This is a genomic window from Arenibacterium sp. CAU 1754 (genome assembly GCF_054482635.1).
In genome coordinates, this window is record NZ_JBTLRG010000001.1 from 1,227,749 (window position 1) to 1,253,779 (window position 26,031).

The window sequence follows — 26,031 nt, forward strand, 5'->3', positions numbered from 1 at the left end:
GAGAATTGTCCAAACCGCACAGAATTTCCCCTGCCTCGGGTGGTTATCCGCGCTTTGCCACCTTCCCCCTCACGTTCCCCTCTGGCATAGTGCACGACAACAAAACCAAGAAGAGCAGCGGTATGAACGATCTCCTGTCAGGGCAACCCGACCCGTCGGACTATGATGCCTCCTCGATTCAGGTCCTGGAGGACATGGAGCACGTGCGCCTGCGCCCTGGCATGTATATCGGGGGCAAGGACGATCGCGCGCTGCACCACATGGTGGCGGAAATAATCGACAACTCGATGGACGAAGCGGTTGCCGGACACGCCACCTGGATCGAGGTTGAACTGCACGAAAACGGCCATGTGTCGGTGCGCGACAACGGGCGCGGTATTCCGACCGGGCCGCACCCCAAGGACCCGTCAAAATCGGCGTTGGAAATCATCTTTTGCACGCTGAACGCGGGCGGCAAGTTTTCCGGTGACAGCTATGAAACCTCGGGCGGTCTGCACGGGGTCGGGTCCTCGGTGGTGAACGCCCTGTCCGATCACCTGCGGGTCGAAGTGGCGCGCAACAAGGAACTGTTCGCCATGGAATTTTCCCGTGGCGTGCCGCAGGGCAAGCTGGAAAAGATCGGCGCAGCCCCCAACCGGCGCGGCACATCCGTGACCTTCCACCCGGATGCGGACATCTTTGGCTCGCTGAAACTGAAACCCGCGCGGCTGTTCAAGATGGCGCGCTCCAAGGCCTATCTTTTTTCAGGCGTCGAAATCCGCTGGAAGACCGGCATCAACGACGGAGAAACCCCGCAAGAGGCGAAATTTCATTTCCCCGGCGGTCTGGCCGATTACCTCACCGAGGCGATGGGCGGCGCGACCACCTATGCCGAGGCCCCTTTTGCCGGAAGCGTGTCGTTTGAAAAATTCAACGTTCCGGGCAAGGTGGAATGGGCGATCAACTGGACCCCGTCGCGCGACGGGTTCATCCAATCATACTGTAACACTGTCCCGACCCCCGAGGGCGGCACACACGAGGCCGGGTTCTGGGCCGCGATTCTCAAGGGTATCAAGGCCTATGGCGAGCTGGTCAGCAACAAGAAGGCCGCCACCATCACGCGCGAGGATTTGACAACCGGCGCCGGCGCGCTGGTCAGCTGTTTCATCCGCGACCCCGAGTTCGTCGGCCAGACCAAGGACCGGCTGGCCACCGTAGATGCCCAGCGCATGGTGGAAAATTCGGTGCGCGACCATTTTGACAACTGGCTGGCGGCTGACACGAAATCGGCTGGCGCGATCCTTGATTTCCTTGTCCTGCGGGCCGAGGAACGCCTGCGCCGCCGTCAGGAAAAAGAGACACAGCGCAAGTCCGCCACCAAGAAACTGCGCCTGCCCGGCAAGCTGGTCGATTGTTCGTCCAATGCGCGCGAAGGCACCGAGTTGTTTATCGTCGAGGGTGACAGCGCGGGCGGGTCCGCCAAGATGGCGCGCGATCGCAAGACACAGGCCCTGTTGCCCCTGCGCGGCAAAATCCTGAACGTTCTGGGCGCGGCCAGTTCAAAACTCGGCAGCAACGCGGAAATCTCGGACCTGACACAGGCACTGGGTGTCGGGCTGGGAAGCAAGTTCAACGTTGATGACCTGCGCTATGACAAGGTCATCATCATGACCGATGCGGACGTCGATGGCGCGCATATCGCCAGCCTGTTGATGACCTTCTTCTTCACCCAGATGCGCCCGATGATCGACACCGGGCACCTTTACCTGGCCTGCCCGCCGCTGTTCCGGCTGACCCAGGGGGCCAAGCGGGTTTATTGCCTGGACGAAGCGGAAAAGAACGCGATGCTGGAAAAGGGACTGGGCGGCAAAGGAAAGATCGACGTGTCCCGTTTCAAGGGTCTTGGCGAAATGGATGCCAAGGATCTCAAAGACACGACCATGAACCCCGCCACCCGCAAACTGATCCGCGTCACGATCGACGAGGATGAACCCGGCGAAACCGGCGATCTGGTGGAACGCCTGATGGGCAAGAAACCCGAAATGCGGTTCCAGTATATTCAGGAAAACGCGCGGTTCGTTGAGGAACTGGACGTCTGATCTCGGTTTGTCATGATCTGGCGACGAGGAAGGCGGACCACGGGTGGTCAGGGAACAATCAAATCACAAAACCTGATCCTGTCGCGGGTCCGGCAACAACGCGGGTTGACCGGACGCCTTGGAATCGATGCGTCGCCACCAATTCAACCTATTGAAATAAAATAATTTAAATCAATTTCCCGGCATTTACTTTTAAACTCTGCCATGCGCCTGCTCCACCTGCACTGGCTTGAAACTCACGAAATCGTCTATACTTGCCATCGTGTTAGGTTGAACGAGGACGCGAAAGTTGCGCAAAATCCGCATCGCATTGGTCACAGCGATGGCCGTTCTGGCAGGGTTTCCCGCCATGGCCGAGCGCGAACGCTGGAGCATGACCGACGGGTGGAACGTCTCGTTTTACCCTTCGCTTCAGGGATGTCTGGCCTACGCCTCGTTCGAGGGGACCGCGTTTTTCATCGGTTTTGACACCATCCAATCGGTCCCGGCACTGGATATCACCGTGCTGGACGAACGCTGGACCAGTTTCAAACAGGACGGGCTTTATCCGATATCCGTCAAGTTCGGGGACGAACCCGCCTGGACGCTGGAGATGCACGGCGTGTACATGGATGGCGCGCCCGGGCTCAACATCCTGATTGATGCGGGCATGGAAAAATCCGCCCATTTCGTCGAAGAATTCCAACGCGAGATGGAAATGATCTGGACCCACGGAGAAACCGAGCTGGGTCATTTCACACTGCGCGGATCGCGGCGCGCGTTTGATCAGGTCCTGGCCTGCCAGGATGCCCACTCGGCCGCCCTGACCGCGCAGAGCACAGCAGCCCCGGACCCCGCCAGCGAATAGTGTGCCGTAACCGGCTTTCCCTACTCTTGCGCCGGGGTTAGGCTGGCATCGGACAAGAGCGGGAGCAGACCATGACGCCGGACATCGCCCAAAAGATTCTGAACGAGAATTTTGCCCCGTGGGTACTGGCCCTGGATCTGAGCGTTCTGGAAATCGATGCCGAGCACGCGCTGATCAGAATGCCGCTGGGCGATCACCTCAGCCGCGTTGGCGGGATCGTATCGGGACAGGCGCTGGCCGCATTGGCCGATACGTCGATGGTTCTTGCCGCCGTTGCTCATGCGGGGGAATTCAAACTCTTTGCGACCACTGATTTGCACACTCAGTTCATGCGCCCCGGCGTCGGCAGCGCGGTATTGTGCCGGGCCCATGTGGTCCGCGCCGGACGCGCCCTGTCCTTTGCCCGCGCCGAGATGAGCGAGGCCGACAGCGGCAAGGCAATTGCCACCGCGACGGCCACCTTTTTTGCAACCTGATCCGGCACCGGTAAAAAAATTACGCGGCTAGCCCTGCCCGCCCTACCCGGATGCAAAAACATTGGCTAACGTCGCGCCATGATGATGCGTGTGTTTCTGTTTCTGGTTGTGATCCTTGCCGGATGCGGTCGCCCCCTGACCGATCCCGAGGCCGCTTTTGCACAAAGCCTGATGGGCGATGAGCTGAGCATGGACCGTGTGCGCCTGGTCGAGGGCGCTCCGGTGGGCAGCGTCACGTTCCGCCGCAAGGCCCGCCCGCGCGTCACCTGCCGTGAACGCATCCTTCCGCCGCACAAGGATGAAATCGTCACCGCCAAACCGGCGGCGCTCACGCTCTTCAACACCGTGTTTTTCACCAAAGATTGGTATGTGGAGAACTATGCCAGCGGGTATCCCGACCGCCTGTTTCTGGTCGAGGCGATGTTGCTGGCCCACGAACTGACCCATGTCTGGCAATGGCAAAACCGCAAACGGACCGGGTATTCGCCCCTGCGCGCGGCTTCGGAACATGGCAATTCCGACGATCCCTATCTGTTCGAACTGTCAGGCGCGCCCAATTTTCTGGACTACGGGTACGAACAGCAAGGCGCGATTGTCGAAGAATATGTCTGCTGCCGCGCATTGGCCCCGGATGCCGAGCGGACAAAGCGCATGCATGACATGCTGAAACGTGCCATGCCCGTTTCCGACCTTCCCCGAGATGGCAAACGCGAAAGCGACGTTTACCTGCCCTGGAAAGGCGCCAAAATCAAAGGCATCTGCGCCTGATCAGTTGACCTGAATATCCTCAAGATAGGCCAGCAGCGCCGCCAGGGGGCGCGGTGTCGGGGTCAGGGTTCCGTTCACATCGATCGGCACCAGCTCTCCTTTTAAAAGAGAACCGAACTCGGGCATGATGTCGGCGGAAACGCGACCGCGCCCATATCCGTCAATCTGCGTCAGCACGCGGGCGCGCGGAAACGTGCCCCCATTGCGCGCGCTGATACGCGTCAGGTCGGGGGCTTCCTGACCTCCGATCAGGTCCTCGCCCTCGGCCCTGTACCCGTGACAGGCGGTGCAATTATCGGCAAACAGCTTTTCCCCTTCCGAGGGTTCCGGCATGGAATTGACCGCACAGGCCGCTATCACGAAAACCGCCGGAATGGCCGTAAGTGCCGCAAATTTCATTGCCGTCGTCCTTTCTCAGCGGATTTGCATCGATTGCAGATAGGCCACCAGATCGACAATGGGCTGACTGGTCAGGATCGGTTGGCCATTTGGCGCCTTGAGCGAGGCATCCTTGCCTTCAAAGAAGAAACCGTAGACCGGCATCGGCGATCCGTGGCTTTGCAGCGGGTCGCGCCCGTCAATGCGCATGACCACATTCTCGGTCGGAAAGACACCGTCGTTGCGTTCGGTCAGTGTTGTCAGATCGGCGGGTTTGATCACCATCACACCGGCCATCGGTCCCTGCCCGGTGGCTTCGATCCCGTGGCAGGTCGCACAATGCAGGCGAAAGACCTCTGCACCGTCCTTGACACTTTGCGCTTCGTCCTGTGCCGACGCAGCGGTTGCGGCGCAGATCAGGGCCAAACCGCTCAGATAACGACTAAATTTCATGCCAACCTCCGATTTCGACTGAAACCCTTTTGGTCAAGGTTTCAATATGTTGCCCTCACTGTTTCAGGCTGGGGCGGGTGAGGCAAGACCGCAATGATCCAGATCAATCGTTCAGCGGGTTTTGGCAGCCCCCTATCCCCGCGCGGCCAGTTGCCCGACCAGCGCCCACAGCGCATCCGGGACCTCGACGGGGTCGGCCAACACCCGCCCCTGCCCGGGCATCCGCCCCCCGCCATCCTGGGCGACCGCGGTTTCGACCTCGGCCAGACGGTCGAAAAACGCGCCCGATGTGGCCGGATCGATCAACAGGTAATACTGGCCCAGATCATGGGGCGGCCCGTCGGGCGCCTTGAGCGGTTTGACGTTTTGCGAGGTGACGCTGCCGGTCATGCCGGCCGCCAGCAATTCGGCCATCAGACCGAAGCCCCAGCCTTTGTATCCGCCCATCGACACCAGCGACCCGGCCAGTGCCGCGTCCGGGTCGGTCGTGGGTCTGCCCTCGCTGTCCAGCGCCCATCCCTCGGGAATGGGTTCGCCTGCGGCCTTGGCCATGGTGATCTTGCCCAGCGCCACGGTGGTGGTCGACTGATCGAACTGCATCGCCACGCCGCCCTGCCCGTCCGGCGCCGAAAACGCCATCGGGTTGGTGCCGATCACGCGGCGTTTGCCGCCCGGCGGGGCCACGATGGGCGAGGCATTGGTCATGCCCAGCCCGATCAACCCGGCGCGCGCGATCTGGCCAGTGAAAAACCCCAGCGATGTGCAGGTGTGCGTATGCCCCACGGCCAGCGACGCGGTGCCGTTGGTCTGTGCGGCCTTGATCGCCGCGGGCAGCGCCCGGGCAAAGGCGGCCTGGGCAAACCCCATCTTTCCATCGACCGCGACACCCCCCGGTTTTGGGGTCGTAACAACCGGGTCCACCTGACCGTTGACCCGTCCGGTCAAAAGTTGCTGGCAATAGCTTTCGAGGTAATACAATCCGCAAATCTTGTTACATGTCGCCTCGGCCTCGACCACGGCGCGGGTCACTTCGGTTGCGATCCAGTCCGCAGCGCCATGGCCCGTCAGGGCGGCATGCGTCCGCTGTTCGATGTCTTTCAGCGTCACCTCGGCCAATGCGTGCCCCCTTCAGGTGGTCAGTGTTCCGTCCGTCAATCGTATGACACGATCCATACGTTGCGCCAGTTCAAGGTTATGGGTCGCGATCACCGCCGACAGGCCGGTGCCTTTGACCAGTTCCATCAGCGCGCCGAACACCTGATCCGACGTGCCCGGATCAAGGTTGCCGGTGGGTTCATCCGCGAGCAGCAGGCGCGGCGCGTTGGCCAGCGCCCGGCAAAAGGCGACCCGCTGCTGTTCTCCGCCCGACAGGGCGGCCGGGCGGTGGCTTGCCCGCGCCTCGACCCCGACGCGCGTCAAAAGCTCCATCGCCCGCGTTTTGGCCTGGCCGGCGGCGATCCCATTGGCCAGTTGCGGCAGGATCACGTTTTCCAGGGCGGAAAATTCAGGCAGCAGGTGATGAAACTGATAGATGAAGCCGACCTCGCGGCGCCGCACGGCGGTACGCGCGGCGTCAGGTTCACGTGTCATGTCCTGCCCCGCGATTTCAACACGGCCCGCGTCGGGCGTATCCAGCAGACCGGCGATATGCAGCAAGGTCGATTTCCCGGCGCCCGAGGGCGCGACAAGGGCGACCACCTCGCCCGGCTGCACGGCCAGGTCGATATCGCGCAGCACGCGCACCTCGCCCGGGGTGCCGGGGTTATATGTCTTGGCGATATCCTGCAGCAGAAGAACGGGATCACTCATATCGCAGGGCCTCAACTGGGTTCATCCGTGCCGCGCGTCTTGCGGGAAACAGGGTGACAAAGAACGACAGCCCTAGCGACAGGGCCACTGCCGACAGCACGTCAGACAGGTGCAATTCGGCGGGCAGCGCGTAGATACCCCGGATCGACGGATCCCAGACGCCGCCACCCATGGCGTAGTTCACGAAGGAAAAAATCGGGTCTATATAAAGCGCGAACAGGCACCCAAATATCACGCCCAGCGCCGTGCCGATCAGCCCGGTGAACGCGCCGCAGATGAAAAACACCCGCAGGATCGACCCCTCGCTCAGACCGATTGTGCGCAGGATGCCGATATCGCGCCCCTTGTTCTTGACCAGCATGATCAGCCCCGAAACGATGTTCATCGAAGCGATCAGCACAAGGATCGACAGGATGATGAACATCACGTTGTCCTCAACCTCAAGCGCCCTCAGGAACCCGCCGGAGGCATCGCGCCAGGTCCAGATGACCGCATTGTCACCGGCCGCGCGCAGGACCGACAGGCCCATCTGGTCGACGGTTTCCGGTTTGGCGACCATGACTTCGAGTTCGTCCGCCACGCCTTCACGGTTGAAATAGGACTGCGCTTCGGCAAATGGCATGTAAACGCGGGTGCGGTCGATATCATAACGCCCGGCGGTAAAGACATAGACCACCTCATAGGCGTTGACCCGCGGGCTGACCCCCATGGGTGTCTGGACCCCGTTGGGTGAAATCAGCTTGACCCTGTCGCCCACCGTGGCCCCGATCTGGCGCGCCACACCCGAGCCGATGGCGATGCCTTCGGAAAACCGGCTGAGGTCGCCTGCCGATTGTTCGGCCTGCGCAATGCCCGGAAGGCTCGCCAAATCTTCGGGCGCAATGCCGAACACTTCGGCACCCGAGCTGTTGTTTCGCTGTGAAATCAACACCTGGCCCCGCACCAGCGGCGCGACGCGGGTGACACCGGGGACCTGGGCCACGCGGTCGGCCATGGCGTCATAATCGGATATGGTGCGGTTGATGTTGCCCAGCGGATCAACCTCACCCGCGTTATAGACCGTCACATGGGCGTTTGCGCCCAGGATCGTGCCCACGAATTCCGACCGAAATCCCGAGCGCACGGCCAGCGTGGCAATCAGGGCGAACACGGCCAGGGTGATGCCGATCAGGCTGATCCAGGTCATGACGCTGACCCCGCCTTCGGCCCGACGGGCCCGCAGGTAGCGCCATGCGATTATCCATTCAAACGGGGCAAAGGGTTTGGGTGTTGACGCGGATCGGGTGTCTGGCTGCGTCATTTGTGCTCCTGCTCGGGCGTTTTGGGCAAACCTGCGGGTTTGGCATCACCGGGTCAAGGTGGGATCGCCGCCGACGCGCGCGGCGTCGGCGGGAAACCGTCAGTGCGGGGTCAGAGGCCAGCGCCACCACGGTGCGGCGCATAGATTTCAGCGACCTTCTTCACCGCGTCTTCCGGGCTCAGCTCCTCGCTTTCGCCGGTGCGACGACTGGTCAGTTCGACCACCCCGTTCTTGAGCCCGCGCGGACCAACCGTGATGCGCCACGGCAGACCGATCAGGTCCATGGTGGCAAACTTGCCTCCGGCCCGTTCTTTGCGGTCGTCATAAAGCGGCTCAAGCCCCAGTGCCGTCAGCGCGGCATAAAGCGCCTCGCACGCGGCGTCGGCTTCGTCGTCGCCCTGTTTCAGGTTCACGATACCGCAGTGGAACGGGGTCACGCCTTCGGGCCAGATGATGCCGTTGTCGTCATGGCTCGCCTCGATTATCGCGCCCAGCAGGCGCGACACGCCGATACCATGGCTGCCCATATGGACCGGAACCTTGGCGCCTTCGCTGTCCTGCACCACAGCATTCAGCGCTTCGGAATATTGCGTGCCGAAATAGAAGATCTGCCCCACCTCGATTCCGCGCGCCACGCGGCGACGGTCTTCCGGCAGTTCGTTGAACAGCGCTTCGTCATGGGTTTCGTCGGTGCGGGCATAGCGCGAGGTGAATTCTTCGAGAACCGCCTGGCATTGCACCTTGTCGTCGAAATCGATGTCGCGGTCGCCAAAGGTCAGATCGGTGATTTCGGCGTCATAGAACACTTCGGATTCGCCAGTGTCGGCCAGCACGAGGAATTCGTGCGTATAGTCGCCGCCGATGGGTCCGCTGTCGGCACGCATCGGGATGGCCTGCAGGCCCATCCGTTCATAGGTGCGCAGATAGCTAACCAAATGGCGGTTATAGGCGTGCAGCGCGTCTTCCTTGTTCAGGTCGAAATTGTAACCATCCTTCATCAGGAATTCGCGGCCGCGCATCACGCCGAAACGCGGGCGGATTTCATCCCGGAACTTCCACTGGATCTGATACAGCGTCAGGGGCAATTCCTTGTACGAGGTTACATGGCTGCGGAACACATCGGTGAACATTTCCTCGGCAGTAGGCGAGAACAGCATATCGCGGCCATGGCGGTCTTTCATGCGCAGCATTTCTTCGCCATAGCCGTCGTAACGACCGCTTTCGCGCCACAGGTCCGCCGATTGCAGGGTCGGCATCAGCATCGGGATATGCCCGGCGCGGATCTGCTCCTCGTGCACGATGTTTTCGATCTTGCGCAGCACTTTGAAACCCAGCGGCAGCCACGAATAGATCCCTGCACTGGCCTGTTTGATCATGCCCGCGCGCAGCATCAGGCGGTGGCTGACGATCTGTGCCTCGGCAGGGTTTTCTTTGAGAACAGGCAGGAAGTAGCGGGACAGGCGCATCTTTTGGACCTTTGTGAATACCGGTTATTTCCGGATGATCTATGCCAAAGGAACCGGTCAGGCAATCATGCATTGACGCATCCATCCTGGGTGATGCTTTTGGCGGCCAACGCGCGCGGGCTGCCTGACCCCATGAGAATTTCCCCGAACCTGCCCCTGCGCCCTTGAAACCCCGCCCCGCATGGGCAATGTGGTGAGGGTAGTCAGTTGAAGGGGTGGCATGGCGCTTCCGGTCAAGGATCAGCTTAGGTACTGGGGCTTTGCCGCCGCAGTCTTTGTCGTTGTCCTGTGGTTTCTGGGCGATGTGCTTTTGCCGTTCATTCTGGGCGGCGCTATTGCCTATTTCATCGACCCGGTGGCCGACAAGCTGGAAGAGGCCGGGCTGAGCCGTGTTGGCGCCACCGCGCTGATCACGGTGCTTGCGGTGCTGATCTTTGTGCTGATGGTGCTTTTGGTGGTGCCCACGCTGATTTCGCAAACCGCCGGCCTGATCGAAACGCTGCCCAAGGCTTTCAACGATCTGCAGGCCTTTCTGACCGCGAAATTCCCATCGGTCCTAGACAACGGATCGACCATGCGCAAAACGCTGGTGCAGATTGGCGAACTGATCCAAAGCCGGGGACCGGCCCTGATCAACACTCTTTTGGGCTCGGCCCAGTCGCTGGTTAACGTCGTGATCCTGATCATCGTGGTGCCGGTGGTGTCGGTTTACATGCTGCTGGACTGGGACCGGATGATCGCAAAGATCGACACACTGTTGCCGCGCGATCATGCGCCGGTCATCCGCCGCCTTGCCGCTGAAATCGATCAGACGCTGGCCGCGTTTATCCGGGGCATGGGCACTGTCAGCCTGATCCTGGGCACGTATTACGCCGTGGCGCTGATGATTGTCGGCTTGCAGTTTGGCCTGCTGGTCGGGTTCATCGCCGGGTTGATCACCTTCATCCCTTACCTCGGTGCCTTGATCGGCGGGGCGCTGGCGATCGGGCTGGCGCTGTTCCAGTTCTGGGGCGACTGGACATCCATCGGGCTGGTCGGGCTGATCTTTGTCATCGGGCAGGTGATCGAGGGCAACGTCCTGACCCCGAACCTGGTGGGCGGGTCGGTTGGCCTGCATCCGGTGTGGTTGCTGCTGGCGCTGACCGTGTTCGGCGCGTTGTTCGGATTTGTCGGCATGCTGGTCGCCGTTCCCGTGGCGGCGGCGCTGGGTGTGATCATTCGTTTTGCCGTCGATCAGTACATGGACAGCCGATTGTACACGGGCGTCTCGGGAAGGGACGACACCTGAAATGGCCGAACAGCTGAGTTTCGATTTGCCCGCCAAAGTGGTTCTGGGCCGAAGCGACTTTTTCGTCGCGCCCTCCAATGCCATGGCCGTGGCGATGATCGACGCCTCCGACACCTGGCCCACCCCATGTCTTGTGCTGACCGGGCCGGGCGGGTCGGGGAAGACCCATCTCACCCATGTCTGGGCGGACCGGACCGGCGCGCCCATCCTTCGGGCGCGGGACCTGCCCGATCAGGATATTGCCGCGCTGGCCGCTGGCCCCGTCTCAGTCGAGGACGTCCCAGACATCGCCACAGATGCCGCAGCGCTTGAGGCGCTGTTTCACCTCTACAACCTGTCGTTGGCCCGGCGCAGCCCGCTGTTGCTGACCGGGCGCGCGGCCCCCGCGCATTGGAACCTGGCCCTGCCCGACATACAAAGCCGGGTGCAGGCCGCGTGTCATGTCGCGCTTGAGGCACCGGATGACACGTTGTTGGCCGCGGTTCTGGCCAAGCTGTTTGCAGACCGCCAGATCATGCCAAAGACGGATGTGATCCCGTATCTCGTGCGCCATATGGAACGGTCGTTTCAAGCGGCCTCGGACATCGTGGCGCGGATGGACAAGGTTTCGCTGAGCCAGCGCAAGACGCTGTCGCGCGCACTGGCACGGCATTTGCTGGTCGATGAAGAGACGGGTGAATAAAGTGCTGTTACCTTCCGGTGACATCGTGGCAACATGAACCCATCATGACAAACGCAGATTTCCTAGAATCCCCGATTCCGCCCGCAACCGAAATGCCCGATCTGGACATCACCGGCCCGGGTCGTTTCTACAACCGAGAACTCAGTTGGCTGGGCTTTAACTGGCGTGTCCTGGAAGAGGCCGAGAACCCGCGTGTCCCCTTGCTTGAACGGCTGCGGTTCGTGTCGATTTCGGCCAACAATCTGGACGAATTCTTTACCGTCCGCGTCGCGGGCCTGCGCGAACTGGCCCATGCGGGTAACACCACCCCCGCCGCCGATGGGCTGACGCCGGCCGAACAGCTTGTTCTGATCAGTGAGGACGCGCGCAAGCTGATGCAATCCCAGCAGAGGGTGCTGACCGAACTGCGCAAGGAAATGAAAGAGGCCGGGATCGATGTTCTGACCCGATCCTCGCTGAGCGAGAGCGACGAAAGTTTTCTGGCCGATGTGTTCCTGAACAAGGTATTCCCGGTTCTGTCGCCGCTGGCGATCGACCCGGCGCACCCGTTCCCGTTCATTCCCAACACAGGATATTCACTGGCGCTGCAACTGGAACGCAGCAAGGACAAGCGCAGCCTGCAGGCGCTGTTGCCGATCCCGGGCCAGATCGACCGGTTCATCGCCCTGCCCTCAAAGCCGGGCGAAAACCGGTTCCTGCCGCTTGAGGAACTGTTGCTGCTGGAAATCGAGGTTCTGTTTCCGGGCTACAAGTTGAAGTCGCATTTCGAATTCCGGGTTCTGCGCGACAGCGACCTGGAAGTCGAGGAAGAGGCGGAGGACCTGGTGCGCGAATTCGAGGTGGCGCTGAAACGCCGCCGCCGCGGCGAAGTGGTACGCATGACCCATTCCGCCGGCGCCCCGGCCAAGTTGAAATCGACCATCATGGCCGAGCTTGGTGTCGATGGCAGCGAGGTGATCGAGGTCGACGGCATGATTGGCGTTGCCGATCTGAGCGAACTGGTGCTAGAGGATCGCCCCGATCTGCTGTGGCCCAGTTTCACGCCCCGGGTGCCTGAACGGGTAACCGATTTCGACGGCGACATGTTCGCCGCGATCCGGCAAAAAGACATGCTGTTGCATCACCCATATGAAACCTTCGACATGGTGGTGCGGTTCCTGCAACAGGCCGCACGCGACCCCGATGTGGTTGCGATCAAGCAGACGCTTTACCGAACCTCGAAATATTCCCCCATCGTCGAGGCCCTGTGCGAGGCCGCTGAAGACGGCAAATCCGTCACCGCGCTTGTCGAATTGAAGGCGCGGTTTGACGAGGCCGCCAATATCCGCCAGTCGCGCCGGCTTGAGCGGGCAGGCGCGCATGTGGTTTACGGGTTCATCGACCTCAAGACCCACGCCAAGATCAGCACCGTGGTGCGCCGCGAAGGCGACAATCTGGTGACCTATACCCACTACGGCACCGGCAATTATCATCCGATCACCGCGCGATTTTACACCGATCTATCGTTCTTTACCTGCGACTCGTCCCTCGGGCGGGATGCGACCAAGGTGTTCAACTACCTGTCGGGCTATGCGCAGCCGGATTCGCTGGAAAACCTCGCGATTTCGCCTCTGACCCTGAAACCCCGTCTTCTTGAGATGATCGAGGCCGAGATCGAACACGCCAAGGCGGGAAAACCGGCCGAGATCTGGGCCAAGATGAATTCACTGATCGACAGCGAAGTGATCGATGCACTGTACCGGGCCAGCCAGGGCGGCGTTAAAATCTCGCTGGTCATCCGCGGCATTTGCGGGCTACGGCCAGGCATCAAGGGCCTGAGCGAGAATATCCGCGTCAAATCCATTATCGGCAGGTTTCTGGAACATTCGCGGATCGTCTGTTTCGGCAACGGGTCCGGGCTGCCCAGCAAAAAGGCACGGGTGTACATTTCCTCAGCGGACTGGATGGGCCGCAACCTGAACCGCCGGGTGGAAACCTTGGTCGAGATCCAGAATGCCACCGTCAAGGCCCAGATCGTCAGTCAGATCATGGCCGCCAACCTGGCCGACGTGGCACAAAGCTGGGTCATGTCACCGGACGGCAGTTTCACCCGCGCTCAGATTCGCGAGGGCGAATTCGCGTTCAATTGCCACCGGTTTTTCATGGAAAATCCGTCGCTGTCCGGGCGTGGATCGGCCGGGGCATCGGATGTCCCTAAACTGACCCACACCGAAGACTGAGCCCATCCGGTGAATTGGAAACACGAGACCCACAGACAATTGACGCTCTTGCCGGCATGCCGCAAGTTGCGGCTGAATGACCGGGGATGACATGACTTTGCACGCCGAATCCGAAACGTCGGAATGGGGCCCGTTCGGCCGACCACTTTTTGAAGACGCCAGCGCGCGGGCCCTGTCGCGGGTCGGGGTGATCGACATCGGATCGAACTCGGTCCGACTTGTCGTGTTTGACGGGGCGGCCCGGTCACCGGCCTATTTCTATAACGAAAAAATCATGTGTGCGCTGGGGGCCGGAATGTCCGACACCGGGCACCTGAACCCGCAGGGGCGGGTCCGGGCGCTGAGCGCAATCCGGCGGTTTCAGCATCTTGCCCAGGGTCTGAACCTACCACCCCTGACAGCCGTGGCCACGGCGGCGGTGCGCGATGCAACCGACGGGCCGGAGTTCCGCGAAGAGGTGCTGCGCGAAACCGGATTGCGCATCTGGGTCATCGATGGCGAGGAAGAGGCGCGGCTGTCCGCGCAGGGGGTGCTTCTGGGCTGGCCAGGGGCCTATGGGCTGGTGTGTGACATTGGCGGGTCGTCCATGGAACTGGCCGAGATCGCCGATGGGCGCGTAGGCAAGCGTGTCACCTCGGAACTTGGTCCGCTGAAACTGGGCGCGGTCAAGGGCGGGCGCAAGGGCCGCAAGGCCCATGTCAAGGAAGTGATTACCCGGCTCAGCGACACGATGGGCCCCCAGCACAACCGCCTGTTTCTGGTCGGGGGCAGTTGGCGGGCCATTGCGCGGATCGACATGGCGCGGCGCGGCTATCCGCTGCGGGTGCTGCATGAATACCGAATGACCGCCAGCGCGGTGCGCGACACGGTGAACTATCTCAACACACGCGACCCCGAGGAATTGCGCAGCGAATGCAGAATATCTTCGGCCCGCATGGCGTTGGTTCCAATCGCCGCGGATGTGTTGACCCGGTTGGTCAGCACGTTCAAACCAAAGGACATCGCCGTTTCCAGCTATGGTATCCGCGAGGGGCTGCTTTACGAACAGATGCCCCAGCGTCTGCGCGACCGTGATCCGCTTGTCGAGGCGTGCCGCTTTGCCGAGGCCAAGGACGCCCGTCTGCCCGGGTTTGGCAAGACACTGTTCAACTTTGTCATGCCGCTGTTCAAATCTGCGCCCGAATCCACGAAACGGCTGATCAAGGCTGCGTGCCTGCTCCATGATGTCAGTTGGCGGGCGCACCCCGATTACCGGGCCGAGGTCTGTTTTGACAATGCCACGCGCGCCAACCTGGGCGGTCTGAAACATTCGGAACGGGTCTACCTTGGGCTGGCGTTGCTGCATCGCTATTCGAACAAACGCGAAGGCACGCGGTTCGACGATCTGTACGACCTACTGGACGAAAAACGCCAGACCGAGGCCGAGGTTCTGGGCAAGACGATGCGGTTTGGCGCGATGCTCTGGATGCAAAAGGATGCACCGATGGGCACGTTGAAATGGCAGCCCAAAAAGAAGGTGCTGACCTTTTATTTGCCCGACGCGGCCCGGCCGCTCTATGGCGAGGTGGCCGAGGCACGGCTGATGTCGCTCGGCAGCACGCTGGGGGCCGAGGTTCAGGTCATTCCGGCAAAGTAATCAGATGTCCGTCGGTCCGGCCGGTGCGTCAGGCTCAGGATCGGTTTCAGGACGCGGTTTTTCTTCGGGTTTACGGCGGATGATGATGTCGCCATTGGGCAGGATTTCGGGCGCCTCATACCGCGACCAATCCTTGACCTCGTTCAGGATTTCGCCAAACGCCGGACCCATTTCCTCGAAAAAGCTGCGCATTTGCGGACCAAACTGTTCCGACCAGGATTGCAGGTCTTTCAGTGCCGGCGACATTTCTTCCCGCAGACCTTCGAAAAACAGCTCCATCCCCTGTTCCATGAGGGACCGGCCATTCGGGTCGGCCTCCTCGTCCTCGGCATGGGCGGCGGGCGCAAGCAGCGCAAGACAGACAGCAAGGGGGGCAATGTGTTTCATGACCCTAATATAGGGTGCCTGACGGCCCGCGTTAAGGGTCACAGATCGATATCAATCGACAGCGGGAAGTGGTCCGAGGCCGTCAGCAGGGCATAGCGCAGTTCCGGCACCTCCCAACAGCGGGTGTCATCGAACGGGTGCCAGATGCGCCAGTGCGGGTTACGCTCCATTAGGTCGGGCGACACCATCGCGTAATCCAACAGCGCCTGAAGATAACGATTTTCGTCCTCCAGAAGAAAACGCGCGGTGGTCGGCATCGCCCCAAGACGACGCTGCAAGGCAAGACGCGCGTGCGGATCATAGAGGTCATCCCCCAGCAGGATTTCGACCGAGGAGCGCCCGAAAAGGTCTTCGTAGTCGTCCAGACCGGGGCCGTCATTCAGATCGCCCAGCAGGATCACCGGCATGCCGTCCTCGATGTGGGTGGTGATGCGGGCGCGCAGCCAGATCGCCTGCGCCAGTTGCTTGCGCCGGTTGGCGATCGAGGCGCGCATGATCTGATCGTGCCCCTTGGCGCCGTGGGGGGCCTTGGATTTCAGATGTGCCCCGATCAGACGCAATTCGGTTCCGCTTGCCGTGGTCACGGCCAGCTCAAGCGGCGGCTTGGAAAAGCGCACCAGATCTTCGGTCGCGTCGATATCCAGATCGATGCGGAACGTCCCGTCAAAGCGGGGGGCGTCGCGGCTGCCCTTTCGGCCCACCTCTTCGCCGATGGGATCATGCCGGGCCGTCAGCTTGTCAGGGTCATACATCAGGGCGATTTCCTGATGCGTTTCGTTGACAAAACCACAGACCGCCGCGCGCGTGCGCAGATCAAAGGCGGCGGCAAATGTTTCCAGCGCGGCAACCGTGTTTTGGCGGTGGCCCGAATTTGGCGCCTCGATCACCATCACCGCGTCTGCGTCCAGGGCGGTGAACACGATGCCCAGCGCCTCGATCTGCTGGGCGCGGGTGACGTCCTGGCGCCCGGACCAGCCGTCATCGACGATCAGCTGGTTATCCTTGTCAAAGAGGTTGGCAAACCACTCGACGTTATAGGTCGCCAGCCGCATCAGCCCGACGCTCCGCTGATTTCATCCCAGGCGCGGTTGATGTCGCGCATGCGTTTCTCGGCCAGTTTGATCGCCTCTTCGGGCACGCCGCGGGCCATCATGCGGTCGGGATGGGTTTCACGCACCAGTTGCCGCCAGACCGCGCGAATTTCGTCCCTGGACATGTCCGGTGTCACCCCCAGAACGGTGTAGGGATCGGGTTTCGCGTTGGGTACGAAACGGGCGCGCAATGCCTTGAAGTCCGCCGGATCGAGGCCGAAAATCTCGGCCACATCCTGCAGATACTGTTCCTCGCCGGGGTGATAATGCCCATCGGCCATGGCGATGTGAAACAACCCTTCCATCAGATCACACAGGGTTTTGGGATCATCCGCGAACATGGTCCGGACCGCGCGGGCATAGTCCTGATACCCGGCCACATCCGTGCGGGCCATGTTGAACACGCGGGCCGCCCCGGCCTCGTCCTCGCGGGCGATCTGGAACACTTCGCGAAAGGCGGTGACCTCATCCCGGGTGACCTGACCGTCGGCCTTGGCCATTTTGGCGCCCAGTGCGATCACCGCGATGGTAAAGGCGATGCTGCGCTCGGGCGGGGTGCGCAACCGGTCAAAGACCTGCGTCAGGGTTTCGCCCTTGGTCAGCGCAGACAGCGCATCGGTTATTCTGGTCCAGATCGACATGCGGCCAAACTAACGTGACCGACGATCCGTGTCAGGTGCGTTATCTGCGCGCAGAAGTTTTTGCATCAAGATCAGGTCAAGCCATTGGCCCTGCTTGCAGCCAACCTCTGACAGATGGCCGGACTTGGTGAAACCCAGCTTGCGATGAAAGGCAACGGCACCCGGATTGGCCGCACTGATCCCGGCCACCATCACGTGTTTCCCATCCGCGCGCGCGACCTGTTCCAGCCGCTCCATCAGCGCCCGCCCGACCCCGTGACCGCGCGCGCCCTGGGCCAGGTGAATGCTGTGCTCGCAGGTCGCGGCATAGCCCGGCCCGGCGCGGAAGGGGCCATAGCAGGCAAAGCCGACGACCTCACCCGCGATCTGGGCCACCTGAAATGCCGCTCCCAGCGTGTCGATGTCCGCAGTCACGTCTTCGATGGTTTTCTCGCGGGTGGTAAAGGTGATCAGCGTGTCGCGCACGATTGCATTGATGATGCTGGAAATTTCCGGCGCGTCCGCGTGCAGGGCGGCGCGAAGTCTCATTCCAAAATGCGCCGGCCGTGCGCGGTTTCAAATTCCGCACAAAGACCGGCATCGCCCGTTTCGAACACCACTCTGGCGTCGCTGAACTGCGGACTCAGATCACGCTCAAGCGCATCGGCCTTTGGGTGGCGCACCGTCAGGCGAAGCAGGCGGCACCCCGGATTGGTCAGGGCGGCGCTGGGATGCACCGCGCCCTGCCATTCAATCACCGCTGGGAACATATTGTCATAGGGCAATATCCCGTTGTCGGGGACCGCCATTTTCCAGCGCAGGTTGCCCCGTGTGATCGAAACCGGGTGCCCCGCCCCTTCGGGCAGATCGGCAAGGGCCGCCGCAGTATCGTCGGTGGCGCAAATCCAGTTGCTCAGACGTGCAGGCCCGGTGAACCGGTCCAGATCGAACCACCGCGGACGGGTTGGCGGAACCGCCTGCGGGTCAATTGAAATCGCTTCGAGATAGAGACCGTCGGCCAGGCCCATCAGCGTATTATGGGTGCCGAACATGTCATGCTGCCCGCCCGGCTGCATCGGCAGGCCCAGCGCCTCTTCGACCTTGGCCGCGGCCTCTGCCAGGGTGGTCGCGGCCACCGCGATATGATCCAGTTGCATGTGCGTCATCCCCCGACCAACGAAATCAGCCTAAAACGGGAAATCGGAGATGAAAAGACGGATCGTTACCCGCCTCAGTACGCCCAGACGACACCGGACCAAAGCGCAGCGAGGACCGTTGTGTAAAAGGTCGCGGCAAACCCAAAGGCCCGCAACGGCGGCGACAGGTGATAGCCCAGCCAAAAGGCAAGCCGCGCAATGAAAAACGCGGCCCCCATCACCAGAACCACCGCCCCGCCCAGTGTCACCGTCACGAAAGGCCAGATAAGCAGCGCCAGAACGCTTTGTTCCACCGTGTTGGAGAGCACCCGCTGGTCCAGCCAGGCGGGGGTGTGAGGCAGGAAATCCTGCCCGTCGGTGATCGTGTCATCGAAAAACCGGCGTTGCGCCAGCCGTCCGATCATCAGCAAAAGCGCAAGGCCCGGCCCCAGCATCGCGCCCGGCACCGCGATGGGCGCCGGTATGAACGGAAGATCAAGGGTTTGCGTGCCCCAGACAACGCCCAGGGCCCACAGCAGTCCGAGGGCCATTCCAATCAGGATTTTGGCCCTCTTGCCCATCAGCCGCGCGCCTCACGGATCAGTTGCAGGATGTCCTGCGCCGCTTCGGGAATGTTGGTGCCGGGCCCAAAGATCGCCTTGACCCCGTTCTTGTAAAGGAAATCGTAATCCTGCTGGGGAATGACCCCGCCGCATATGACGATGATATCCTCTGCACCCCTGTCCTTGAGCGCCTGAACCAGTTGCGGGGCCAGCGTTTTGTGACCCGCGGCCTGGGACGAGATGCCGACCACGTGCACGTCGTTGTCAATCGCGTCCTGCGCGGCCTCTTCCGGGGTCTGGAACAGCGGGCCGACATCCACGTCGAACCCGATGTCGGCAAAGGCGGTGGCGATCACCTTGGCGCCGCGGTCGTGACCGTCCTGACCCATCTTGACCACCAGCAGACGCGGGCGACGGCCCTCTTCCTCGGCAAAGGTTTCGATGGATTTTTGAATGGCGGCAAAGCCTTCGTCGCCCTCGTATGCGGCGCCATAGACCCCGGCGAGTGTCTTGACCTCGGCGCGGTGGCGGCCGAATTCCTTTTCCATTGCCATGCTGATTTCTCCAACGGTGGCGCGGGCGCGTGCCGCCTCGACAGCTGCCTCCAGCAGATTGCCCCCCTCACGCGCGCGGCGTGTCATTTCATTCAGCGCCTTCTGGCAGGCATCTTCGTCACGTGTTGCGCGGATTTTTTCGAGCCGGGCGATCTGGCTTTCGCGGACCGCCACGTTGTCGACATCCAGAATGTCGATCGGGTCTTCCTTGTCCTTGCGGTATTTGTTCACGCCGACGATCACCTCGTCGCCGCGGTCGATCATTGCCTGACGGCGGGCGGCGGATTCTTCGATCCGCAACTTGGGCATGCCGCTGGCCACGGCCTTGGTCATACCGCCCATTTCCTCGACTTCTTCGATCAGCTGCCACGCCTTGTCGGCGAGTTCCTTGGTCAGCGCCTCGACATAGTAGGAGCCGGCCAACGGATCGACCACGTTGGTCACACCGGTTTCTTCCTGAAGGATCAGCTGGGTGTTGCGCGCAATGCGGGCCGAGAATTCGGTTGGCAGGGCAATCGCCTCGTCCAGCGCGTTGGTATGGAGCGACTGGGTCCCGCCCAGCACCGCCGACATCGCCTCATACGCGGTGCGGATGACGTTGTTGTAAGGGTCCTGTTCCTGCAACGACACGCCCGAGGTCTGGCAATGTGTGCGCAGCATTTTCGAGCGTTCGTTCTTGGCCCCGAATTCGGTCATGATGCGATGCCAGAGCAGACGCGCGGCGCGCAGTTTCGCCGCCTCCATGAAAAAATTCATGCCGATGCAGAAGAAAAATGACAGCCGACCTGCAAACTTGTCCACGTCCATGCCGGCGTCCATCGCCGCGCGCACGTATTCGCGCCCGTCGGCCAGGGTATAGGCCAGTTCCTGCACCAGGTTCGCCCCGGCCTCTTGCATGTGATAGCCCGAGATCGAAATCGAGTTGAATTTCGGCATCTCGTTGCTGGTGTATTCGATGATGTCCGCAATGATCCGCATCGAGGGTTCGGGCGGATAGATATAGGTGTTGCGGACCATGAATTCCTTCAGAATGTCGTTTTGAATGGTCCCGGCGAGAACCGATTTATCGTGACCCTGTTCCTCGCCCGCGACGATAAAATTGGCGAGGATCGGGATCACCGCGCCGTTCATGGTCATCGACACCGAAACCTTGTCGAGCGGAATGCCGTCGAACAGGATTTTCATGTCCTCGATGCTGTCGATGGCGACGCCCGCCTTGCCCACATCGCCCATCACGCGGGGGTGGTCGCTGTCGTATCCCCGATGTGTGGCCAGATCGAAAGCGACCGAGACTCCCTGCTGACCGGCGGCGAGGTTCTTGCGGTAAAAGGCGTTGGATTCCTCGGCCGTGGAGAACCCGGCATACTGGCGGATGGTCCAGGGGCGCCCGGCGTACATGGTGGATTTCACGCCACGGGTGAACGGGGCCTCACCGGGCATGGTGCCCAGATGATCGACCTTGGCCATGTCGTCCTGAGAATAGACCGGCTGCACGTCGATCCCTTCCAGGGTTTTCCACGTCAGGTCGTCCAGCGGGCGACCGCGCAGTTCGGCCTCAGCGCGTTCTTGCCATTCGGCTTTTTTCGTCGTCATTGGGTCTTCCTCTTGTCAGGTCTGTCGCGGACGGGTTCGGGCCTGTCCGTATTTTATCGGGGTCTTTCATCAGATGGGCCAGCCCGTCGGCACCGGCAGCCAGCCACATAATGTCATCTGCATAGTTTTCGCGCAGGGTTGCCTTTTGTGCCAGGTCAAAGGGTTGCCAGCGGTCACCGCCCATGGGAAGGCGCGCGCGCATGGCCGGATCTGCCAGGGTGCGCAGGTCGGGCAGGCGCGGCGTTTGGTTCAGCCAGGCGCGCGCATGGACGCGCGGCACGGGGGGGCCGGTCACGGCCTGCAGCTGCGCATCCGGGCGTCCGCCAAAGGTTTCGAACGGCAGCACCGACACCCGCGCGCCGGGCACGGCGCAGCCCACATCCGTCAGGACATCGCGCCACGTGCGGGTTCCGTTGCCCAGCCGGCTGATCTGTCCTGCGCAGGGCACCTGCCCCCGACGCGACAGCCAGAAGCCGAGGACCGAGGCCCAGTACCGGTCAGGACTGCGCACATTTACGATCACATCGCTGAGCTGCCCCTCCAACGCCTCGTGATAGCGCGCCATACGTTCGCCCACCGACGGGTAGAGCATGCCCGAGATCAGGTTGTCGCGCATCGAGCCCATCATGTTTTCGTCGCTGATCACCAGGGTCTGGACCCCGCGGTCGGCGCAGCGCGCGAGGTTCAGTCGCACCCGACCGATGGCACGGCGGCGCGGGTCACGGCGGCCCGCGTTCAGAACCGGCGGGATCAGGCCCCGCAGCAACCCGCCGCGCGTGCGGTGCGGTCCCCAGAACCCGACGCCCTGCTGGCCCAGTTCGACGCTGTTCTGGCGCATGTAGTGTTGAAAGGTCGTGGTCGCGCAGCGGTGCGCGCCAATGTGCAATATGACTTTCATCGCTTTGTGGCTCCTTCGGCCCGGTCCGCGCAATGTGGCGGCGCGTCGGGCGTGGGCACGATGATCCCCCCCAACCCTGACAAAGCGATTAACGTTAAACTTTTTCCGGTCGGCGCGGGTTTCAGCGGTCGCATTCCCGGCGCGCAGGATTATATTCGACCTGACAGGAGGCCCAATGACCCGCATCTTATCCATTGTTCTGGCGGTATTTATCCCGCTTTGCGCTATCGCCGAAGAGGTGGCCGAAGACGTGACCGCCGATATGATCCGCCCTGCGGGCGACACCGGGCTGGACGAATTCCTGTGGATCAAGCGGCCCATCGTCGTCTTTGCCGACAGTCCGGCCGATCCGCGATACGGCCAGCAGATGCAGGAACTGACCCAGGGACTGACCCAGTTACGCGACCGCGACGTGGTGATCCTGACCGACACAGACCCGGCGGCCCGGTCGCCCTTGCGGCTGAAACTGCGGCCCCGCGGGTTCATGCTGGTGCTGATCGGAAAGGACGGCGGCGTCAAATTGCGCAAACCCCTGCCCTGGACGGTGCGCGAACTCACCAGGTCGATCGACAAGATGCCGAGCCGACAGCGTGAAATCGAGGACCGTCGCGGGCAGAGGTGAGAGGTCACTTTCCCGTCCCCCGATAGGTCTGGATCAGGCGCAGCAGAACAAAGCCCACGGTCAGGAACAGTATGCCAAACAGCGTGATGGCCTGCCCCCCGGTCATCGGCGAGCGGGCCGCGTAATAGGCCAGTGCCAGACACAGCAGCAGGAACCCGACCGCCCCGATGGCCATGGCAACCACATCGGGCCAGATCCCGGCGATGAACTTGAAACTGACCATGAACACCGGCACGGCAACAAGCGTTCCGACAAAGGCGGCTGTCTCAACCGTCCAGAAAGGCGACTGATGCCGATTGATCGGGTTCATTCCGTTCCACATCATCCAGGCGGGAATGCCGGCCACGAACAACGTGACCAGCGCCGCCATCAGATATTCGAAATATCCGTCCAGATATCGTTTCACAGGCTTATTCGAACTCCATGATCACATCATCCACCGCCAGGCTGTCGCCCGCAGCGGCGTTGATTTTGGACACCACGCCCTTTTTCTCGGCGCGCAGGATGTTTTCCATCTTCATCGCTTCGACGGTGCAAAGGGCCTGACCCTCCTGTACCTCGTCGCCGACCCCGACATCGACCTTCACGATCAGGCCGGGCATCGGGCAGAGCAGCATTTTCGACGTATCGGGCGGCAGTTTCTCAGGCATCAGCTCGGCCAGTTCGGCCTGACGCGGGGTCCGCACATGCACCTTGAGATCGGCGCCACGGGTGCGAATGCGGAAACCGCCGCTGACCTTGCCGACCTTCAGAACCAGCGGCTCGCCATCCACGGCCAGCGTTGCCAGTTGGTCGCCCGGCGTCCAGTCGCTGACGATGCGATGCCGACCGCCCCCTTCGAAGCTGACGGTAGAGCCGTCATGATCGGCGTCGATATGCGTGACGAATTTTTCGCCCTGCAGGTTCACGACCCATTCGGTGCCGACCTTGCGTTCATGGTTGTCCATCCGGCCCGACACGCGGGTGCGGCGGATTTCGGCAACCCGGTGCATGGCTGCACAGGCCGCCGCGATCCGGCGAAGTTCCTCTTCGGGCAGGGTCACACCGTCGAACCCTTCGGGATATTCCTCGGCGATAAAGGCCGTGGTCATGTCGCCCGAAACGAATTTGGGGTGATCCATCACCGCCGACAGGAACGGCAGGTTGTGACCGATGCCTTCGACCTCAAAACTGTCGAGCGCGACGCGCATGCGTTCGATGGCCTCGCTGCGGGTCGGGGCCCATGTGCACAGTTTGGCGATCATCGGGTCGTAATACATCGAGATTTCGCCGCCTTCGTAGACGCCGGTGTCGTTGCGCACCACGTGGCTGACGTCGGTCACCTCGGCCGGGGGACGATACCGGGTCAGACGGCCGATCGACGGCAGGAACCCGCGATAGGGGTCTTCGGCGTAAAGACGGTTTTCGATGGCCCAGCCATTCAGCTTGACGTCGTCCTGCGTGATGCTCAGCTTTTCGCCATTGGCAACCCGGATCATCTGTTCGACCAGATCAACACCGGTGATCAGCTCGGTCACGGGATGTTCCACCTGAAGGCGCGTATTCATTTCCAGGAAATAAAAGTTGCGGTCACCATCAACGATGAATTCCACGGTGCCTGCGCTGGTGTATCCCACCGCCTGCGCCAGCGCGACGGACTGTTCACCCATCGCCTTGCGGGTCGCTTCGTCGAGGAAGGGGCTGGGCGCCTCTTCGACAACCTTCTGGTTGCGGCGCTGGATCGAACATTCACGCTCGCCCAGATAGACGCCATTGCCATGGCTGTCACACAGCACCTGAATTTCGATGTGGCGCGGCTGGGTAACGAATTTCTCGATAAAGATACGGTCATCGCCAAAGCTGTTGGCGGCCTCGTTCTTGGAACTCTGGAAGCCTTCGCGCGCCTCGTCGTCGTTCCAGGCGATGCGCATGCCCTTGCCGCCGCCCCCGGCGGAGGCCTTGATCATCACCGGATAGCCGACCTGGTTTGAGATTTTTACCGCCTCTTCAGCATCCTCGATCAGGCCCATGTACCCGGGCACGGTCGAAACATTTGCTTCTTGCGCGATTTTCTTACTGGTGATCTTGTCGCCCATCGCCTCGATCGCGCCTTTGGGCGGGCCGACAAAGGCAACGCCCTCGGCCTCGAGCGCCTCGGCGAACTTGGCGTTTTCCGACAGGAAGCCGTAACCGGGGTGCACGGCCTCGGCACCGGTGGCGCGGATCGCCTCCATCACCTTGTCGATGACGATATAGGACTGGTTTGCCGGGGGCGGGCCAATGTGCACCGCCTCGTCCGCCATTTGCACGTGCAGCGCCTGCTTGTCCGCATCCGAATAGATGGCAACGGTGGCAATACCCATCTTGCGGGCGGTTTTGATAACGCGGCAGGCGATCTCGCCCCGGTTTGCGATCAGGATCTTTTTGAACATGTGCGGTCCTTTGTTGACATGTTGAGTGGCGCACCCACCGCGCGGCATAAGTCAATTGTGCGACATATGCCCGACGGGATGAAAACCGGTGAAAAAGGTGAAATATTGGCCCTGTGAGCAAACGTATGTGCCTTCGCACACACCGGATGGTCCAGGCCGAATACCAATTCTGCGCGCTTCAGAGCACTCAGGGAAGCGTGAACTGGCGCGTCGCTGATGCGTCGCGGGTGCCGGTGTTGGCTCAGTTCGGTTTCGGATCGGGTGACAGACCGGAATGACCCGTTTTTCTTAAGGTCAGTCGCGAATGCGGGCACACAAAGGCACAGGCGCCCCCGAGTGGTGCCCGCATTTTGGCTTTGAAACAGACCGTCAGTGTCCAGCCGCCGGAAAACTGCCTCAGCAGTTCTGCGGTTTCTCCGAACAGTAGATAACGTTGGCTGCGGCCCCGATGGCCGCACCGGTATAGACGTTGCCGTCCAGAACCGCCGATCCAACTGCGCCGGCACCCGCGCCATAAAGCGCCTGTTCGCCAAGGTTGTCGCCACAGGCCGACAGGCCGGCGCACAGCGCAACGGCAAGACCTGTTTTCGCAATGAGCGTAGATTTAAGCATGGGGATTTTCCTTCCCTTGTCGTTGTACCCGATAAGGAAACCCATGACCCTTTGGTAAAGTTCCGCAAGCGGAACATATCGGAACCCCGCATATCAGCGAAGTTGCGCCCATTTTCGCGCGCAAGCCGCAGATATCGCACAAAA

The 26,031-nt window shown here is 61.5% G+C and carries 26 protein-coding genes; 9 read left to right on the forward strand and 17 right to left on the reverse strand.

Going from position 1 to position 26,031, the window contains the following annotated elements:
* The first annotated feature begins 122 nt into the window (after positions 1-122).
* The 4 genes from parE to ACXYMO_RS05995 all read left to right on the forward strand — a co-directional run bounded on the left by parE (position 123) and on the right by ACXYMO_RS05995 (position 4,169).
* Positions 123-2,078: a DNA topoisomerase IV subunit B gene (gene parE / locus ACXYMO_RS05980; protein ID WP_458877739.1), complete on the forward strand. Its 1,956-nt coding sequence runs from the start codon at positions 123-125 to the stop codon at positions 2,076-2,078.
* Between the two features lie 289 nt (positions 2,079-2,367).
* Positions 2,368-2,925 carry a hypothetical protein gene (locus ACXYMO_RS05985; RefSeq protein ID WP_458877740.1) on the forward strand — a complete coding sequence of 186 codons (558 nt, stop codon included), beginning with the start codon at positions 2,368-2,370 and terminating at the stop codon, positions 2,923-2,925.
* Between the two features lie 71 nt (positions 2,926-2,996).
* Entirely contained in the window at positions 2,997-3,401 is a 405-nt protein-coding gene (locus ACXYMO_RS05990; RefSeq protein ID WP_458877741.1) for a PaaI family thioesterase, read from the forward strand.
* Between the two features lie 78 nt (positions 3,402-3,479).
* Entirely contained in the window at positions 3,480-4,169 is a 690-nt protein-coding gene (locus ACXYMO_RS05995) for a hypothetical protein (protein ID WP_458877742.1), read from the forward strand.
* On the opposite strand, the gene ACXYMO_RS06000 is transcribed toward ACXYMO_RS05995, so the two are convergent.
* The 6 genes from ACXYMO_RS06000 to proS all read right to left on the reverse strand — a co-directional run bounded on the left by ACXYMO_RS06000 (position 4,170) and on the right by proS (position 9,575).
* Positions 4,170-4,568: a c-type cytochrome gene (locus tag ACXYMO_RS06000; protein ID WP_458877743.1), complete on the reverse strand. Its 399-nt coding sequence runs from the start codon at positions 4,566-4,568 to the stop codon at positions 4,170-4,172. It lies immediately after the preceding gene.
* A gap of 15 nt (positions 4,569-4,583) precedes the next feature.
* Positions 4,584-5,000 (reverse strand): c-type cytochrome, encoded by a 417-nt coding sequence (locus ACXYMO_RS06005; RefSeq protein ID WP_458877744.1) that lies wholly within the window; start codon positions 4,998-5,000, stop codon positions 4,584-4,586.
* Between the two features lie 132 nt (positions 5,001-5,132).
* Positions 5,133-6,116: an Ldh family oxidoreductase gene (locus ACXYMO_RS06010; RefSeq protein ID WP_458877745.1), complete on the reverse strand. Its 984-nt coding sequence runs from the start codon at positions 6,114-6,116 to the stop codon at positions 5,133-5,135.
* 12 nt (positions 6,117-6,128) lie between these two features.
* On the reverse strand, positions 6,129-6,809 hold the full coding sequence (locus ACXYMO_RS06015; RefSeq protein WP_458877746.1) for an ABC transporter ATP-binding protein: 681 nt from the start codon (positions 6,807-6,809) through the stop codon (positions 6,129-6,131).
* Positions 6,802-8,109 (reverse strand): lipoprotein-releasing ABC transporter permease subunit, encoded by a 1,308-nt coding sequence (locus ACXYMO_RS06020; protein WP_458877747.1) that lies wholly within the window; start codon positions 8,107-8,109, stop codon positions 6,802-6,804. Before ACXYMO_RS06020 ends, ACXYMO_RS06015 begins: the two co-directional genes overlap by 8 nt.
* Positions 8,110-8,219: 110 nt before the next feature.
* Positions 8,220-9,575: a proline--tRNA ligase gene (proS, locus tag ACXYMO_RS06025; protein WP_458877748.1), complete on the reverse strand. Its 1,356-nt coding sequence runs from the start codon at positions 9,573-9,575 to the stop codon at positions 8,220-8,222.
* A gap of 220 nt (positions 9,576-9,795) precedes the next feature.
* On the opposite strand from proS, the gene ACXYMO_RS06030 reads away from it, so the two are divergent.
* From ACXYMO_RS06030 to ACXYMO_RS06045, 4 genes are all read left to right on the forward strand, one after another.
* A complete protein-coding gene (locus ACXYMO_RS06030; protein WP_458877749.1) occupies positions 9,796-10,863 on the forward strand; it encodes an AI-2E family transporter in 1,068 nt (355 codons plus the stop codon).
* Position 10,864: 1 nt separating this feature from the next.
* Positions 10,865-11,545, forward strand: coding sequence for a P-loop NTPase family protein (locus tag ACXYMO_RS06035; protein WP_458877750.1), 681 nt, complete (start codon positions 10,865-10,867; stop codon positions 11,543-11,545).
* A 44-nt stretch (positions 11,546-11,589) separates the two neighbouring features.
* Entirely contained in the window at positions 11,590-13,764 is a 2,175-nt protein-coding gene (locus ACXYMO_RS06040) for an RNA degradosome polyphosphate kinase (RefSeq protein WP_458877751.1), read from the forward strand.
* 76 nt (positions 13,765-13,840) lie between these two features.
* Complete coding sequence (locus ACXYMO_RS06045) at positions 13,841-15,400, forward strand: Ppx/GppA family phosphatase (RefSeq protein ID WP_458877752.1); 1,560 nt, start codon at positions 13,841-13,843, stop codon at positions 15,398-15,400.
* Here ACXYMO_RS06045 and ACXYMO_RS06050 read toward each other — a convergent pair whose 3' ends face one another.
* From ACXYMO_RS06050 to ACXYMO_RS06085, 8 genes are all read right to left on the reverse strand, one after another.
* Complete coding sequence (locus ACXYMO_RS06050) at positions 15,401-15,787, reverse strand: hypothetical protein (RefSeq protein ID WP_458877753.1); 387 nt, start codon at positions 15,785-15,787, stop codon at positions 15,401-15,403. It lies immediately after the preceding gene.
* A gap of 38 nt (positions 15,788-15,825) precedes the next feature.
* Positions 15,826-16,839 carry an endonuclease/exonuclease/phosphatase family protein gene (locus ACXYMO_RS06055; protein ID WP_458877754.1) on the reverse strand — a complete coding sequence of 338 codons (1,014 nt, stop codon included), beginning with the start codon at positions 16,837-16,839 and terminating at the stop codon, positions 15,826-15,828.
* Entirely contained in the window at positions 16,839-17,519 is a 681-nt protein-coding gene (locus tag ACXYMO_RS06060) for a TerB family tellurite resistance protein (protein WP_458877755.1), read from the reverse strand. Before ACXYMO_RS06060 ends, ACXYMO_RS06055 begins: the two co-directional genes overlap by 1 nt.
* Positions 17,520-17,528: 9 nt before the next feature.
* Positions 17,529-18,047, reverse strand: coding sequence for a GNAT family N-acetyltransferase (locus ACXYMO_RS06065; RefSeq protein ID WP_458877756.1), 519 nt, complete (start codon positions 18,045-18,047; stop codon positions 17,529-17,531).
* Positions 18,044-18,655 (reverse strand): VOC family protein, encoded by a 612-nt coding sequence (locus ACXYMO_RS06070; RefSeq protein WP_458877757.1) that lies wholly within the window; start codon positions 18,653-18,655, stop codon positions 18,044-18,046. Before ACXYMO_RS06070 ends, ACXYMO_RS06065 begins: the two co-directional genes overlap by 4 nt.
* Positions 18,656-18,729: 74 nt before the next feature.
* Positions 18,730-19,185: an MAPEG family protein gene (locus ACXYMO_RS06075; RefSeq protein WP_458877758.1), complete on the reverse strand. Its 456-nt coding sequence runs from the start codon at positions 19,183-19,185 to the stop codon at positions 18,730-18,732.
* 29 nt (positions 19,186-19,214) lie between these two features.
* Positions 19,215-21,344: a methylmalonyl-CoA mutase gene (scpA, locus tag ACXYMO_RS06080; RefSeq protein WP_458877759.1), complete on the reverse strand. Its 2,130-nt coding sequence runs from the start codon at positions 21,342-21,344 to the stop codon at positions 19,215-19,217.
* Entirely contained in the window at positions 21,307-22,242 is a 936-nt protein-coding gene (locus ACXYMO_RS06085) for a hypothetical protein (protein WP_458877760.1), read from the reverse strand. Before ACXYMO_RS06085 ends, scpA begins: the two co-directional genes overlap by 38 nt.
* 175 nt (positions 22,243-22,417) lie before the next feature.
* On the opposite strand from ACXYMO_RS06085, the gene ACXYMO_RS06090 reads away from it, so the two are divergent.
* Positions 22,418-22,864 carry a DUF4174 domain-containing protein gene (locus tag ACXYMO_RS06090; protein ID WP_458877761.1) on the forward strand — a complete coding sequence of 149 codons (447 nt, stop codon included), beginning with the start codon at positions 22,418-22,420 and terminating at the stop codon, positions 22,862-22,864.
* A 4-nt stretch (positions 22,865-22,868) separates the two neighbouring features.
* Here the strand turns inward: ACXYMO_RS06090 and ACXYMO_RS06095 are convergent, their stop codons facing one another.
* From ACXYMO_RS06095 to ACXYMO_RS06105, 3 genes are all read right to left on the reverse strand, one after another.
* A complete protein-coding gene (locus tag ACXYMO_RS06095) occupies positions 22,869-23,270 on the reverse strand; it encodes a hypothetical protein (RefSeq protein ID WP_458877762.1) in 402 nt (133 codons plus the stop codon).
* Positions 23,271-23,274: 4 nt separating this feature from the next.
* Complete coding sequence (locus ACXYMO_RS06100; protein ID WP_458877763.1) at positions 23,275-25,275, reverse strand: acetyl-CoA carboxylase biotin carboxylase subunit; 2,001 nt, start codon at positions 25,273-25,275, stop codon at positions 23,275-23,277.
* A 396-nt stretch (positions 25,276-25,671) separates the two neighbouring features.
* On the reverse strand, positions 25,672-25,887 hold the full coding sequence (locus ACXYMO_RS06105) for a hypothetical protein (RefSeq protein WP_458877764.1): 216 nt from the start codon (positions 25,885-25,887) through the stop codon (positions 25,672-25,674).
* Positions 25,888-26,031 lie beyond the last annotated feature (144 nt).